At 65.2% G+C, this 14,499-nt stretch carries 11 protein-coding genes and 1 tRNA gene; 9 read left to right on the top strand and 3 right to left on the bottom strand.

The annotated features are described in order from the left end of the window. The first annotated feature begins 339 nt into the window (after positions 1-339). The 6 genes from I6F31_RS20790 to I6F31_RS20765 all read left to right on the top strand — a co-directional run bounded on the left by I6F31_RS20790 (position 340) and on the right by I6F31_RS20765 (position 7,560). Positions 340-570 carry a hypothetical protein gene (locus I6F31_RS20790; RefSeq protein WP_225113095.1) on the top strand — a complete coding sequence of 77 codons (231 nt, stop codon included), beginning with the start codon at positions 340-342 and terminating at the stop codon, positions 568-570. 120 nt (positions 571-690) lie between these two features. Continuing rightward, positions 691-1,053 carry a hypothetical protein gene (locus tag I6F31_RS20785; protein WP_225113094.1) on the top strand — a complete coding sequence of 121 codons (363 nt, stop codon included), beginning with the start codon at positions 691-693 and terminating at the stop codon, positions 1,051-1,053. A gap of 55 nt (positions 1,054-1,108) precedes the next feature. After that, positions 1,109-2,383, top strand: a complete 1,275-nt coding sequence (gene ihpA, locus I6F31_RS20780; protein ID WP_036010223.1) for a divalent metal ion exporter subunit IhpA — start codon at positions 1,109-1,111, stop codon at positions 2,381-2,383. Continuing rightward, complete coding sequence (gene ihpB, locus I6F31_RS20775) at positions 2,380-3,366, top strand: divalent metal ion exporter adaptor subunit IhpB (protein ID WP_225147174.1); 987 nt, start codon at positions 2,380-2,382, stop codon at positions 3,364-3,366. The genes ihpA and ihpB overlap by 4 nt, the downstream gene beginning before the upstream one ends. Then, on the top strand, positions 3,359-6,577 hold the full coding sequence (locus tag I6F31_RS20770) for a CusA/CzcA family heavy metal efflux RND transporter (RefSeq protein WP_225186041.1): 3,219 nt from the start codon (positions 3,359-3,361) through the stop codon (positions 6,575-6,577). The genes ihpB and I6F31_RS20770 overlap by 8 nt, the downstream gene beginning before the upstream one ends. Before the next feature lie 2 nt (positions 6,578-6,579). After that, entirely contained in the window at positions 6,580-7,560 is a 981-nt protein-coding gene (locus tag I6F31_RS20765; RefSeq protein ID WP_109143569.1) for a cation diffusion facilitator family transporter, read from the top strand. Positions 7,561-7,683: 123 nt separating this feature from the next. Here I6F31_RS20765 and I6F31_RS20760 read toward each other — a convergent pair whose 3' ends face one another. Continuing rightward, on the bottom strand, positions 7,684-8,544 hold the full coding sequence (locus I6F31_RS20760) for a methyltransferase domain-containing protein (RefSeq protein ID WP_225147176.1): 861 nt from the start codon (positions 8,542-8,544) through the stop codon (positions 7,684-7,686). A gap of 179 nt (positions 8,545-8,723) precedes the next feature. On the opposite strand from I6F31_RS20760, the gene I6F31_RS20755 reads away from it, so the two are divergent. From I6F31_RS20755 to I6F31_RS20745, 3 genes are all read left to right on the top strand, one after another. Beyond that, positions 8,724-10,553, top strand: a complete 1,830-nt coding sequence (locus I6F31_RS20755; protein WP_225186040.1) for an autotransporter domain-containing protein — start codon at positions 8,724-8,726, stop codon at positions 10,551-10,553. Between the two features lie 234 nt (positions 10,554-10,787). Further along, positions 10,788-11,150 carry a hypothetical protein gene (locus I6F31_RS20750; protein WP_225186039.1) on the top strand — a complete coding sequence of 121 codons (363 nt, stop codon included), beginning with the start codon at positions 10,788-10,790 and terminating at the stop codon, positions 11,148-11,150. 193 nt (positions 11,151-11,343) lie between these two features. Continuing rightward, positions 11,344-11,420 (top strand) — tRNA-Val (locus tag I6F31_RS20745). A gap of 120 nt (positions 11,421-11,540) precedes the next feature. Here I6F31_RS20745 and I6F31_RS20740 read toward each other — a convergent pair. Together I6F31_RS20740 and lon are read right to left on the bottom strand one after the other, a co-directional pair. After that, positions 11,541-11,945, bottom strand: coding sequence for a GFA family protein (locus tag I6F31_RS20740; protein ID WP_225186038.1), 405 nt, complete (start codon positions 11,943-11,945; stop codon positions 11,541-11,543). Positions 11,946-12,018: 73 nt separating this feature from the next. Further along, positions 12,019-14,442: an endopeptidase La gene (lon, locus tag I6F31_RS20735; protein WP_036010279.1), complete on the bottom strand. Its 2,424-nt coding sequence runs from the start codon at positions 14,440-14,442 to the stop codon at positions 12,019-12,021. Positions 14,443-14,499 lie beyond the last annotated feature (57 nt).

Below are 14,499 nucleotides of genomic sequence, written 5' to 3'. Positions count from 1 at the left end.
CCGAAGAACGACAGGATCGCCATGATGACGACGATCAAGCCGATCAGATAAATCAGTCCGTCCATTGTCCGTCCTCCTCAGTTTCTTCTCTCGCTAATCGCGAGGTATGAGGAACGTTCCAAATTGGACAGATCGTATGGAACGAACTTGGAGGATGCGGGTTGTCTGTCCAAGTCCTAGGGATAGAGATTGTGAGCACATGAGGCCTCAGCCGGCTCGTCCGGCTGGGGCCTTTCCGCGTTGCGGCCGGCAGGTTTCCTCCTGTCGTATGTTAACGACGCCGGATCCGGGATCATCAATGATGCGATCGGGGCGGAACCTCCGGATCAGGAGAGGCGCGTGGACCGCAGAACGGCGTGCCTGCATCAGGCGAATGCATTCCGGGAGAAGGCCCTCGCCGATCCCGAGCACCACGACCAATGGATCGACGAAGCCATCAAATGGCTGGAACGGGCTATGGAAGCGAGCTGTCGGGCGGTCATCACCATGGAAGGTGACAATGGCAGCGACGCTCCGGCCCCCGCGTTCGAAACCATGACGCCGCATCGGCGCGTCATTATCCGCCAGTGAGAGGCGCTGGCAGCGCATGCACTGCTGCGGCAATTGTTCCAGGGACGTAACAATGTTGCGGGTCGACACTGTTCCCGCACCCATGCTAGGCCGGGCACAGACCGCAACCAGAGTGAACTCGTGCTCGCAAACCGTCAGCCCTCAGGATCCCGCCGCTCGCGTTTTCCGCGCGGGCTGCTGTCCGTGCTGATCGCGGCGGTCTATCTGCTCGCGGGCGCTCTGCACGGCGCGCACGACATCGACATCACCACGCCCCGCGGCAGTTCGGAGATCGCCGCGGTCCTCGATCGCGCCTCCGGCCATGGCGACCACAAGACCATCGGCGGACATCATTGCCACGGCTGCTTTTCGCTGACCGTGGCACAGCCGGCACCATCGACCGCGGCGATCGCGCTCGTGTCGGCACCGAGCCCGCAACAGGCCCCCCGCCTCGCCGGAATTGTGCCCGATACCGACTCTCCCCCTCCCAGACCTATTGCCTGAACGGATTGGTCGGGCGCGGCGCGCCCATTAGGTTCATCCTTCACAGGTCGATTTTATGTTTTGCAGGGGAATGGCCGCGCGCCTCGCGTGCGCGGCAGCGTGTCTGATTGCAGCATCGGCGCTTGCACCGGCTCACGCCCAGACTTTAACGATGCGAAGCGCGCTGTCGCGCGCGCTGGCGGCGAGCCCGCGCCTGACGGCAGCCGAGCGCGACGTCGGCATCGCCACGGGCCAGCGTATCCAGGCGGGCGCCCTGCTCAATCCGGAACTGTCCTACGAACAGGACGATTCATTCGGCTCCGGCAGATATCGCGGAACGCGCTCGGCGGAGACCACGCTCCAGATCAGCCAGGCCTTCGAGCTGTTCGGCAAGCGCGAGGCGCGGATTGCCGCAGGCGCAGCCGGCGTCGAGGTCGCCGCGATCCAGCGCAAGGCGATCAGGCTGGAGGTGCTGTCGGAGACCGCGATCGCCTTTCTCAGCGTGCTCGGCGCGCAGCGGCGCATCCAGATCCTCGACGAGCAGATCGCCGCGATCGACCGCCTGACGCCGCTTCTGCGCCGCCGTGTCGAGGCCGGTGCCTCCTCGCCGGCCGAGACCGGCCGCGCCGAGGTCGCCTCCGCCCTGGTGAAGGCGGACCGCGAGCGCTTCAAGGCGACGCTGGCGAGCGCCCGGCGCGAGCTTGCGGTGTTGATGGGCGATCCCGCCGCCAAATTCGGCGAGGTGTCCGGCCGGCTCGACACCACCGGGCGGCCGCCGGCGTTCCAGGCCGTGGTTGCCGCCATCGACGCCAATCCGCAGCTGGTGCGCTGGACCGCAGTCTACGCCCAGCGCAATGCCGAGCTGCTACTGGCGCGGCTCAGGCCCTATCCGGACGTGCGGATCGCGGCTGGCTGGCGCCACTTCAACGAAACGGGCGACGATGCGGCGCGGCTGACCGTCTCCGTGCCGATCCCCGTCTTCGACCAGAACCAGGGTAACATCCTCTCGGCCCAGGAAAGCCTCGCCAAGACCAAAGCCGAGCGCGAGGCCAACCGCAACGCGCTGATCGTGATCGCCGGCCGCGCCTATGACTCGCTGCAAGGCTCGCTGCGCGAGCTCGCGGTGCTGCGCGAGACCGCAATTCCCAAGGCCGTCGAAGCGTCCGAGGCGATTTCGCAAGGCTATGGCCAGGGCCGCTTCACCCTGCTCGAAGTGCTCGACGCCCAGGCCAGCGTCACCCAGGCGCGGCTGCGCGAGCAGGAGGCGCTGCAGAATTTCCACGCCGGCGTGGCCATCATCGAAGGCCTTGTCGGCAATCCCTTTACGCTGGCCCGGGAGAGCGCGCGATGAAGACGTCCTCCACCATCCTTGTAGCCATCGTCGCCGCCGCGCTAGGCGCTTACGGCTATTCCCTGCTCGCAGCAGACAAGCTCGCACACACCGATCATGGCGAGCACGCCGAGCATTCCGAACACAAGAAGCCGAGCGACCATGTCGAGCAGGACGAGCACGGCGCCGACCGCATCCGCATCTCCGACGTCAAGCTGGCGGCCGCGGGCGTCACGCTGGCGGAAGCCGCCAGCGCCACGCTGACCGACACGCTCGCCTTCAACGGCATCCTGCGCGCCAACCAGGAAGCCGTGGTGCAGGTGACGCCGCGCTTTCCGGGCCTCGCCAAATCCATCCAGAAGCGGATCGGCGACAAGGTCGGCAAGGACGACCTGCTCGCCGCGATCGAGAGCAACCAGAGCCTCACCGTCTACGAGCTGAAGGCGCCGATTGCCGGCACCATCATCGAGCGGCAGATCTCGCTCGGCGAATACGCCTCCGAGCAGAAGCCGGCCTTCGTGGTCGCCGACCTCTCCACCATCTGGGTCGACCTGTCGATCTACCGCCAGGACCTCCGCCGCGTCCGCCTCAACGACGAGGTCCTGATCGATCCCGACGACGGCCGCGGCGAGATCAAGGGCACGATCTCCTACATGGCACCGATCGGCTCAAGCGAGACCCAGACCGCGCTGGCGCGCGTGGTGCTGCCAAATCCGGACGGACGGCTGCGGCCCGGCCTGTTCGTCACGGCGCGGCTGATCCTCGCGGCGCGCAATGTCGCGGTTGCCGTGCGCCGCAGCGCGATCCAGACGCTGGAGAACAAGACCATCGTGTTCGTGCGCGAGGACGGCGACAAGATCGAGGCGCGCCCGGTCGAAACAGGCGATTCCGATCCGCGCCATGTCGAGATCAAGGCCGGGCTTTCGGCCGGCGAGCATTACGTCGCGGAGAACAGTTTCGTCGTGAAGGCGGAGATGGGCAAGGGCGAGGCCGAGCATGATTGAGCGTCTCATCGCCGTCTCGCTGCAGCAGCGCTGGCTGGTCCTCGTCCTCGCGCTCGGCGCCGTCGCCTTTGGCGCCTGGAATTTCCAGCGCCTGCCGATCGACGCCGTGCCTGATATTACCAACGTCCAGGTCCAGATCAACACCCGCGCTCCCGGCTATTCGCCGCTCGAGACCGAGCAACGCATCACCTTCCCGGTCGAGACTGCGATGGGCGGCTTGCCAAAGCTCGACTACACCCGCTCGCTGTCGCGCTACGGACTCAGCCAGGTCACGGTCGTCTTCAAGGACGGCACCGACATCTACTTCGCCCGGCAGCTCGTCGGCGAGCGCATCCAGCAGGTGAAAGACCAGCTGCCGGCGGGTGTCGAGGTCGCGATGAGTCCCATCTCGACCGGCCTCGGCGAAATCTTCATGTACACCGTCGAGGCCAAGGCGGGCGCGAAGACGCAGGGCGACCGCGACTATTCGCTGACCGACTTGCGCACCGTGCAGGACTGGATCATCCGACCGCAGCTTCGCAACGTGCCGGGCGTGATCGAAGTCAACACGATCGGCGGCTTCGAGCGGCAATTCCACGTGCTGCCGGATCCCGGCAAGCTGATGGCCTACCGGCTCGGCTTCCGCGACGTGATGACCGCGCTCGCCGCCAACAACGCCAATGTCGGGGCCGGCTATATCGAGCGCAACGGCGAGCAATATCTGGTTCGCTCGCCGGGCCAGGTCGGCACTGTCAGCGAAATCCAGGACATCGTCATCGGCTCGCGCGGCGGCAATCCGGTCAGGATCAGGGACGTCGCTGCTGTCACCGAGGGGCGCGATTTGCGCACGGGCGCTGCGACCTGGAACGGCGAGGAGACCGTGCTCGGCACCGCCATGCTGCTGATCGGCGAGAACAGCCGTACCGTGGCCCGCCGCGTCGCAGCCCGTCTGGAGGACATCGCCAAATCGCTGCCCGAGGGCGTCGTGACGCGGACCGTCTACGACCGCACCGATCTCGTCGAAGCCACCATCCGCACCGTCCGGAACAACCTGCTGGAAGGCGCGGCGCTGGTGGTCGCCGTGCTGTTCCTGATCCTCGGCAACTTCCGCGCCGCGCTGGTCACGGCCTGCGTCATTCCGCTGTCCATGGCGTTGACGATCACCGGCATGGTCGAGACCAAGGTCAGCGCCAACCTGATGAGCTTGGGGGCGATCGACTTCGGCATCATCGTCGACGGCGCCGTGATCATCGTCGAGAACTGCCTGCGCATGCTGGCGATGGCTCAGCGCGAGAAAGGCGGGCTGCTGACGACGCCCGAACGGCTGCGCGCGATCCTGCGCGGGTCGAGCGAGGTGATCAAGCCGAGCCTGTTCGGAACGCTGATCATCGCCGTGGTCTATTTGCCCGTGCTGACGCTGACCGGCGTCGAGGGCAAGATGTTCACGCCGATGGCGCTGACGGTGCTGATGGCGCTGGGCGCGGCCGTGCTGTTCTCCATCACCTTCGTGCCGGCGGCCGTCGCCATCTTTGTCACCGGCAAGGTGTCCGAGCAAGAAAACCTGTTCATGCGCGCGGCGAAGCGCGCCTACCTCCCCCTGCTCCGTTTTGCCATCGATAACCGGCTCGCCGTCGCCCTGTCCGCCGTGCTCATCGTGACCGCGAGCGGCATCGCCGCCTCGCGCATGGGCGGCGAGTTCATTCCGAGTCTCGACGAAGGGGACGTCGCGCTGGCCTCGATCCGGATTCCAGGTACCAGCCTCACGCAGTCGCTGGACCTGCAGAAGGCGCTGGAAAAGCGCATCATGCAGATTCCGGAGGTGAAGGAGTTCTTCACCCGCATCGGCACCGCGGAGATCGCCACCGACCCGATGTCGCCGGCGCAGACCGATGGCTACGTCATGCTGAAGCCGCGCGCCGAATGGCCCGATCCGGGCAAGTCGAAATCGGAGGTGGTCGACGCCATCGAGCATGCTGCAGACGAGATTCCCGGCAGCGCCTACGAAATCTCCCAACCGATCCAGTTCCGCGTCAACGAGCTGATCTCGGGCGTCCGCACCGATGTCGGCGTCAAGATCTTCGGCGACGATCTCGACATCCTGCAAGGCGCCGCCAAGCAGGTGGAGGCCGCGATCCGCGGCATCCGCGGCGCCAGCGACGTCAAGATCGAGCAGGTCTCGGGCTTGCCGATCCTCACCGTGCGCCTCGATCGCCAGGCGCTTGCCCGCTACGGCCTCAGCGTCGCCGAGGTGCAGGGCATCGTCGAGATCGCGGTCGGCGGCAAGTCGGCCGGCAAGCTGTTCGAAGGCGATCGCCGCTTCGACATCGTGGTGCGCCTGCCGGAGCACCTGCGCGGCAATCTCGAGGCGATCCGGGCGATCCCGATCCCGCTGCCGCCCGCCGAGGAGGCGGTAACCGGCAGCGCCGTTCGAACGGCGCTGGCCAGCTCGCCCCTCACCCAGATGCGCTATGTGCCGCTGTCATCGGTCGCCACCGTCGATGCGACGCCGGGGCCGAACCAGATCAGCCGCGAGAACGGCAAGCGGCGCATCGTCGTCACGGCCAATGTCCGTGCGCGCGACCTCGGCTCTTTCGTCGCGGAGGCCGAGGCGGCCGTTGCCGAGAAAGTCAAGCTGCCGCCGGGTTACTGGATCGGCTGGGGCGGCCAGTTCGAGCAGCTGGTCTCGGCCACCAAGCGGCTGACGATCGTGGTTCCGGTGGCGCTGCTCTTGGTGTTCCTGCTGCTGTTCATGGGCATGGGATCGGCGGCGGATGCGGCGCTGGTGTTCTCCGGCGTGCCGCTGGCGCTGACCGGCGGCGTCGCGGCGCTGCTGCTGCGCGACATTCCGCTATCCATCAGCGCCGGCGTCGGCTTCATCGCGCTATCCGGCGTTGCCGTTCTCAATGGCCTCGTCATCATCGCCTTCATCGAGCGTCTGCGCAGCGAGGGACGCTCGGTCGCGGAGGCCGTGCGCGAAGGCGCGCTGACGCGGCTGCGCCCGGTGCTGATGACGGCGCTCGTCGCCTCGCTCGGCTTCGTGCCGATGGCGCTCGCCACCGGCGCCGGTGCCGAGGTGCAGCGGCCGCTCGCAACCGTGGTGATCGGCGGCATTCTCTCCTCGACCGTGCTGACGCTGCTGGTGCTGCCGGCGCTGTACGTGCTGTTCCGCCGTGACGTGGCAGATGAAACGCCTACAATGGCCCCTGATTTGGCGGCGTCTGCGGAGCGCTAGAATTGGGCAGCCACGACCACCACGGTTATCACGACCATGATCATGCGGGCCACTCGCATGCGCATGGCCATACACACGATCATGGTCATGGACACGGCCATGTCCATGCACCCGCCAATTTCGGCAAGGCGTTCGCGCTCGGCATTACGCTCAACATCGCGCTCGTCGTCGCCGAGGCGGTTTACGGCTATGTCGGCAACTCCACCGCCCTGCTCGCCGATGCCGGCCATAATTTGTCGGACGTGCTCGGCCTCGTCATTGCCTGGGGCGCCTCGATCGCAGCCCGCCGCGCGCCCAAAGGCCGCTTTACCTACGGCTTTCGCGCCTCCACCATCCTGGCGGCGCTGGCCAATGCGGTGTTCCTGCTGGTCGCGACCGGCGCGATCGGCTGGGAGGCGATCCTGCGCCTGCGCGAGCCGGAGCCGGTCGCAGGCGTCACCGTGATGGTGGTCGCCGGCATCGGCATCCTCATCAACGGTTTCACCGCCCTGCTGTTCGCTGGCGGACGCAAGGACGACATCAACATCGAAGGCGCGTATCTGCACATGGCCGCCGACGCCGCGGTCTCGCTCGGCGTCGTGGTCTCGGCCGCGCTGATCATCTGGACCGGCTGGCTCTGGCTCGATCCCATCACCAGCCTCATCATCTGCGCCACCATCCTCTGGAGCACGACCAGCCTCTTGCGCGGCTCCATCGACATGTCGATGGCGGCCGCGCCCAAGGGTACCGACCTCGCCGCAATCAGGGCGTTCCTGCTGGCGCGACCGGGCGTCTCGGCGATTCACGATCTCCACGTCTGGCCAATCTCGACCACCGAGACGGCGCTGACCTGCCATCTCGTTATGCCCGCAGGCAGCGACGACGCATTCCTGATGCAGACGACGGAGCTCCTCAAGACATCCTTCCGCATCGGCCACACCACGCTCCAGGTCGAGACGCATCCCGACAACGGCTGCGCGCTCGCGCCGGATGATGTGGTGTGAGGCGACTCTGCCTCCGCATCGTCATTGCGAGGAGCCGTTGCGACGAAGCAATCTAGATTGTCTCCGCGGAGGGATTCTGGATTGCTTCGCTTCGCTCGCAATGACGGTGGAGAGCGCTGCGCCCTACCCCGCCTTCGCCGTCACGATCCAGATCGCGCCCTGGAGCGCCACGCTCTGCTCCTTCAGGAACGGCGCGAGCGCCTCGCGGATCGAAGCCTTGGCAGCTTCATAAGTCTCGGGCGGATGGCCCTGGAGTGCGCGGCTGGCGGGACCGATCTGGAGAGAGCCGTCGACGGCGGCCTCGAGCCCGCCGCCGATAGCAATGTCCATCGCCAGATTGTGCGGCTCCATCGCGACGTCCGCGAATCCTGCGCCTTTCAGGATGCGCATGACGCGCTCTTCCGAAGCAAAGGCGAACGGGCCCGGCTCCTCCGGCCCAACCGGCGGCATCTTGGGCACGTGCTTGTAGACCGCCATCAGCGGCGTCATCGCCCACGGATTTTCCTTCGGCTCCCGCCAGCAGGCGAAGGCGAGCCGGCCGGCCGGCTTCAGCGCGCGACGCAGATTGGCGAAGGACGCGATGGGATCGGCGAAGAACATCACGCCGAAGCGTGAAGCGAGCAGATCGAAGCTCGCCGGCTCGAACGGATAAACGGTCGCATCCGCCAGCACGAAGTCGAGCGGCAGGCCCTTCGGCGCGAGCGCCCGCGCCTGCGCCAGCATCGGCTCGGAGACGTCGAGGCCAAGCGCGAAGCCATCGGGCGCCACCGCCTTTGCGAAGGCAAACGTCGTCGCGCCGGAGCCGCAGCCGACATCCAGAACGCGCTCGCCCGGCTTCGGCTTGGCGCGGTCGATCAACACGTCGGCAATAGGGCCGAGCAGCTTCTCCTGCGCCGCGTGGCGATCGGCCCAGCGCTGCCCGCTCGGCCCGTTCCAATAGGCGATCTGGTCGGCGTTCTCTGCGTGCCCGGCGGGTCGTTCCATTCAAGGCTCCATCATCTATTCTTGCTCTATCATAGAAGCTTGTTCGGTCGAAAAGCGGGCGCCCTAACGTCAGGCACGTGTGAGAGCGCCTTGGAGGTCGCGCGACGGATTGCCGCGTCGGCGCGTACCGGCCCGTCCGGGCCGCGTCCGATCAGAGACTGACTTTCGGAAAGCTGTCGATGTCCGCAGCCCTGGACTGCACGCGTCGAACGTCAGAACCCTCTGCTAGCAAAGAGGTTCTGCTGGACGCCATCCGGTCCCTTCGAAGGGCCAAGGCTCGCACCCTCTGCTCCCACGAGACCGACACCAGAAACGCGGTGTCGCGAAAAGCCCGGCTCGCGGCTGGATATGCACAGGCGAGCCGTACACTTTCCGCGATTGTAGCCTTCCTGCAACAGCATTCTGAATCAAACTTCGTATGTTTGTCCGAGGAGTCGATTGTGGCTTGGCGAGGGGTCGCTTGGCCGCGGTCTGGTGGAATGGGAATGTTTGGAATGAAGCAGGTTGCGCCCGCCCTCGTGGCATTGGTGACGTTTTCCGGATCAGCATTGGCAGCCGACCTTCCGCGCAAATACGCCAAGCCACCGGCTGTCGCCGCAGCTTTCGTCAACTGGACCGGCTGCTATGTCGCGGGCGGCGGCGGCTACGGCATGTGGAATCAGGAAAATTCGACTTTTGTCGACGGTCCGCCCCGCTTTCAGAATGCCGATACGATCACCACCGGTGGCCGCGGGTACTTCGGGACGGTACAGGCGGGATGCGACTATCAGTTTGCGGCGGCCAGCGAGCGCTTCGTGATCGGCGCCTTCGGTGATTATGATTTCGCCAGTCTAACCGGGCGGCTCACTCCCTCCGGCTTCTCGATGGTTGGCGACGAGAAAATGAGCTCGGCCTGGGCGGTCGGCGGCCGTCTCGGCTGGCTGGCGACGCCTAGCCTGCTGACCTATGTCTCGGCGGGTTACACCGAAGCGACTTTCGACCGCACGAACTTCAATCTGAACTTTCCGCCCTTCGGAGTTGCGGCCGGCCTCTATCAGGACAAGCGAACCTACGATGGCTGGTTCATCGGCTCAGGCGCCGAATATGCGCTGGGCTTCCTGCCGGGTCTCTTCTGGAAAACGGAATACCGCTTCTCCGACTTCAATGTCGGCACAAATCCGATCCGGGATACGGCGAGCGGATTGCCGATCGGCTTTTCCGAGGATTCGAAGAAGTACATCCACACTGTCCGCAGCGAGTTGGTCTACCGCTTCAATTCGAGCGGCCCCGCCGCCGATGTGACGTCTCCTGCCTATCTGAAGGCGCCTCCGGCCCCCACGCCGCTCACGAATTGGACCGGCTGCCACGTCGGCGGCGGCGGAGGCTATGGGCTCTGGAATCAGGACAACACGACCTACATCGATGGTCCCACCAGAACCCGCTTCAGCGATACAGCGACGACGGGAGGCCGCGGCTTCTTCGGGACTGTGCAGGGCGGCTGCGACTACCAGTTTGCGGCAGCGGGCGCGGCCTTCGTCGTCGGCGCATTCGGCGACTACGATATCGGCAGCCTCAAGGGCCAGCTCAGCCCGCCTCGCTTCGGGATCGTGGGCGAAGAGAAGATGAGCTCGGCCTGGGCGGGCGGCGGCCGGCTCGGCTGGCTGGCGACCCCGAGCCTCCTAACCTATTTCTCAGTCGGCTATACCGAAGCCAGCTTTGACCGTACCGATTTCACCCTCAACGCTGCGCCGTTCGGAAGACCAAGCGGCGTGTTCATGGACAAGCGTACCTACAGGGGCTGGTTCATCGGCGCCGGCGAAGAACACGCGCTGAAGATCGTGCCGGGCTTGTTCTGGAAGACCGAATATCGGTTCTCTGAATTCGACACCGCAACGAACGCCGTCCGCGACACGGCAACGGGTCTGTCCGTTGGAGCGTCGATCGATTCCGAGAAATGGGTTCACGCCGTTCGCAGCCAGCTGGTCTATCGCTTCAACTGGGGCGGAGGCCCCGTCGTGGCGAAGTACTGATCACCCCACTGCTGGTCGTCGCTAAGGCAAAGCTCCGGTTCGTCCGGGGGTTTTGCTTTCTGCATTCGGTCAATATGAAAGTCTGGAACAGAGTTGCGCTTTGGGCTCCGGACCCGACGCAAGCGTCTCATCCGCGCGCATTGCGGCCGCATTGTTTCACCGAACGGCCACATCGGAATCAGATGCCAACCAGATTTCCGCGCTAGGTTCGCGCTTCCTCAAACTGGAAAAGGCATGACCATGCGCAGCTTCACGGCATCCGTCCTCGTTGCAGCTCTCTCGCTGGGAACACCTGCCCTGGTGCAGGCACAGGGCGCATCGTCGCAATCCGACACGGAGCAATCGTCCACGCAATCCAGCACTGTGATCCGGAGCATACAGGTTGTGGACGTCAAGGAACTGCAGCCGGCCGTGCGCACGAAGGTCGATGAACTCGTGGCGCATACGAGCGAGACGGACATCCAGTCGCTTCGGCAGTCCATCGACGCCACACCGCAGGCCGCCTCCGTGCTCAAGGCCAAGGGCTTGAGCTCGGCACAAGTCGTCGCGATCAACATCGTCGACGGTGTCCTGACGATGTTCACCAAGACAGCCTGACACCCGCAGCATGATCGCTGGCTCCTCGGCCTTACGTCGAGATCGCGCTGCGAGAAAGATTGCCCTGCAGCGGACCTGCTGCAGGGTTGGCCGTGTCCGGCATGAAAGCTCTCACCGGGCCGGCAATTGCAGCCGGGTCGGGCGCGCTCGGCCCTTGCTTCGGCCCCCGCCGGGGCGCTAAAGAGGCGCCATTGGGCGGTTAGCTCAGCTGGTTAGAGCATCTCGTTTACACCGAGAGGGTCCGCGGTTCGAATCCGTGACCGCCCACCAGCCTTCGCTCGCTTCGCGAGCTACGGCTCGGCAAGCCAGCACAGCAAGGTCGTAAGCGCGAAGCGATCGAAGGTTGCCGCGCCGAAGCCCAACGGCGAAGGCGGGCTCGGCCAGCCAACTTCAATCCCTGGGCCGCCCGGGCAGCAGCGGCACGGCGTCGATCCACACCGCTGCCGATTGGCACCAGATCTGCCTCACCGGCCGCAGCGCATGGCGCTGGCGGATCGAGCCCCAACGGATGCCCCAATCGTCGGCCTGGTCGCCCTCGCCGCTGGTGAACAGCGGGGAACCGCAATCGGCACAGAAATGCTGAAAGCGCATCCGGCCGTTGTCGCCGCGCTTGCCGTAGATCTTGGGCGAGCCACGGGTCAGGCGGACATCGGCCTTGGTGCAGATGGCCGTCACGCGGAACGGCGAGCCGGTCAGCGTCTGGCAATCGGTGCAGTGACAGACCGAGACTGCCTCCGGATCGACCTCGGCCTCGAACGCGACCTTCCCGCAATGGCATTGCCCATCGACGTGCATTGCCTCCTCCCCTTCCCCAAACAAAAACGGCGCCCGAAGGCGCCGTTTTATCATCATTTTTCGAGCTGCGATCTCAGTGAGCGGTCAGGCCGCCGGCGGCTTCATCGCCGTCCGGCTTCACCGTCACCTTGGTGTCCTCTTCCCAGACGATCGGCGTAGGCTTCTTCACCAGCGCCTTGGCGACGACGTCATCGAGGCGCGAGACCGGGATGATCTCCATGCCGCCCTTGATCGCATCGGAAATCTCCGTGAGATCCTTGGCGTTGTCCTCGGGGATCAGCACCGTCTTGATGCCGCCGCGGGCCGCAGCCAGCAGCTTCTCCTTGAGGCCGCCGATCGGCAGCACGCGGCCGCGCAGCGTGATCTCGCCGGTCATCGCGACATCATGGCGGACCGGGATGCCGGTCATGACCGAGATGATCGCGGTGGCCATCGCAACGCCCGCGGACGGGCCATCCTTCGGCGTCGCGCCTTCCGGCACGTGCACGTGGATGTCGCGCTTGTCGAACAGCGGCGGCTCGACGCCGTAGTTGATCGCGCGCGAGCGGACGTAGGACGCCGCCGCGGAGATCGACTCCTTCATGACGTCGCGCAGATTGCCCGTGACCGTCATCTTGCCCTTGCCGGGCATCATGACGCCTTCGATCGTCAGCAGCTCGCCGCCGACATCGGTCCAGGCAAGCCCGGTGACGATACCGACCTGCGGCTCGCTCTCGATCTCGCCGAAGCGGTACTTCGGCACGCCGAGCAACTCTTCCAGAGTCTTCTCGGTGACCTTGACCGACTTCTTCTTGGAGATCATCAGCTCCTTCACCGCCTTGCGGGCCAGTGTGGAGAGCTCACGCTCCAGGTTACGCACGCCCGCTTCGCGGGTGTAGCGGCGGATCAGAAGCAGCAGCGCCTCGTCGTCGATCGAGAACTCCTTGGAGTCCAGGCCGTGCTTGGACACCGCGTTCGGGATCAGGTGCTTGCGCGAGATCTCGACCTTCTCGTTCTCGGTGTAGCCCGCGATCCGGATGATCTCCATGCGGTCCATCAGGGGCCCCGGAATATTGAGCGTATTCGCGGTGGTGATGAACATCACGTTGGACAGATCGTAGTCGACCTCGAGATAGTGGTCGTTGAAGGTCCCGTTCTGCTCGGGGTCGAGTACCTCGAGCAGCGCCGAGGACGGATCGCCGCGGAAATCGGCGCCCATCTTGTCGATCTCGTCCAAGAGGAACAGCGGATTGGACGACTTCGCCTTGCGCATCGACTGGATGATCTTGCCGGGCATCGAGCCGATATAGGTGCGGCGGTGACCGCGGATCTCGGCCTCGTCGCGCACGCCGCCGAGCGAGACGCGCACGAACTCGCGCCCCGTCGCCTTCGCGATCGACTTGCCGAGCGAGGTCTTGCCGACGCCGGGAGGCCCGACCAGGCACAGGATCGGCCCCGTCAGCTTGTTGGCGCGCGACTGCACCGCGAGGTACTCGACGATACGCTCCTTGACCTTCTCCAGCCCATAGTGATCGGAGTCCAGGATGGCTTGCGCCTGCTCCAGGTCCTTCTTCACCTTGGACTTCTTGTTCCACGGGATCGACAGCAGCCAATCCAGATAGTTGCGCACGACGGTCGCTTCCGCGGACATCGGCGACATCTGGCGCAGCTTCTTCAATTCATGCTGCGCCTTCTCGCGCGCTTCCTTGGAGAGCTTGGTCTTCGAGATCTTCTCTTCGAGATCGGCGAGCTCGTCGCGACCGTCGTCGTCGCCGAGTTCCTTCTGGATCGCCTTCATCTGCTCGTTGAGATAGTACTCGCGCTGGGTCTTCTCCATCTGGCGCTTGACGCGGGACCGGATGCGCTTTTCGACCTGCAGCACCGAGATCTCGCTCTCCATCAGGCCCAGCACCTTCTCCAGGCGCGTGGTGACGGACAGCGTCTCCAGGATGCCCTGGCGATCGGCGATCTTGACGGCGAGATGCGAGGCGACCGTATCGGCCAGCTTGGCGAAATCGGTGATCGCCTGCACGACGCCGACGACCTCGGCCGAGATCTTCTTGTTGAGCTTCACATAGCTCTCGAAGTCGGACACGACCGAGCGCGCCAGCGCTTCCGCCTCGACCGATTTCGCATCGGTGTCGGCGAGCGCGACGGCGGTCGCCTCATAATAGTCGGCGCGGTCGGTGTACTTCGCCACGCGCGCACGCTCGAGCCCTTCGACCAGCACCTTCACGGTGCCATCGGGAAGCTTCAGGAGCTGCAGCACGCTGGCAAGCGTACCGGTCTCGTAAATCGCATCGGGCGCCGGATCATCGTCGGACGCGTTCTTCTGCGTCGCGAGCATGATCAGCGCGTCGTTCTTCATCACCTCTTCGAGTGCGCGGATCGACTTCTCTCGACCGACGAAGAGCGGAACGATCATGTGCGGGAAGACGACGATGTCGCGCAGCGGCAGCACGGGATAGGCGTGTGCTTCGCCATGAACGATTGTTGGCCGGGGTTTTGGATTGGTCATGGCCTTTTCCTTTTGCTTTGCCCCCTTGCACGCAGCCCGCGATTATGCGCAACCGCC

Source organism: Bradyrhizobium sp. NBAIM01 (assembly GCF_020194115.1).
GTDB lineage: Bacteria > Pseudomonadota > Alphaproteobacteria > Rhizobiales > Xanthobacteraceae > Bradyrhizobium > Bradyrhizobium yuanmingense.
The sequence above is the reverse complement of the archived record's forward strand: the minus strand, read 5'-3'. Positions and strand labels throughout refer to the sequence as shown.

Bases quoted from the DNA above. Each gene is read 5' to 3' on its own strand.
- ihpA (WP_036010223.1), top strand. From the start codon at position 1,109: ATGTTTTGCAGGGGAATGGCCGCGCGCCTCGCGTGCGCGGCAGCGTGT.
- I6F31_RS20750 (WP_225186039.1), top strand. From the start codon at position 10,788: ATGACCATGCGCAGCTTCACGGCATCCGTCCTCGTTGCAGCTCTCTCG.
- I6F31_RS20770 (WP_225186041.1), top strand. From the start codon at position 3,359: ATGATTGAGCGTCTCATCGCCGTCTCGCTGCAGCAGCGCTGGCTGGTC.
- lon (WP_036010279.1), bottom strand. From the start codon at position 14,442: ATGACCAATCCAAAACCCCGGCCAACAATCGTTCATGGCGAAGCACAC.
- I6F31_RS20755 (WP_225186040.1), top strand. From the start codon at position 8,724: ATGTCCGCAGCCCTGGACTGCACGCGTCGAACGTCAGAACCCTCTGCT.
- I6F31_RS20760 (WP_225147176.1), bottom strand. From the start codon at position 8,544: ATGGAACGACCCGCCGGGCACGCAGAGAACGCCGACCAGATCGCCTAT.
- I6F31_RS20740 (WP_225186038.1), bottom strand. From the start codon at position 11,945: ATGCACGTCGATGGGCAATGCCATTGCGGGAAGGTCGCGTTCGAGGCC.
- ihpB (WP_225147174.1), top strand. From the start codon at position 2,380: ATGAAGACGTCCTCCACCATCCTTGTAGCCATCGTCGCCGCCGCGCTA.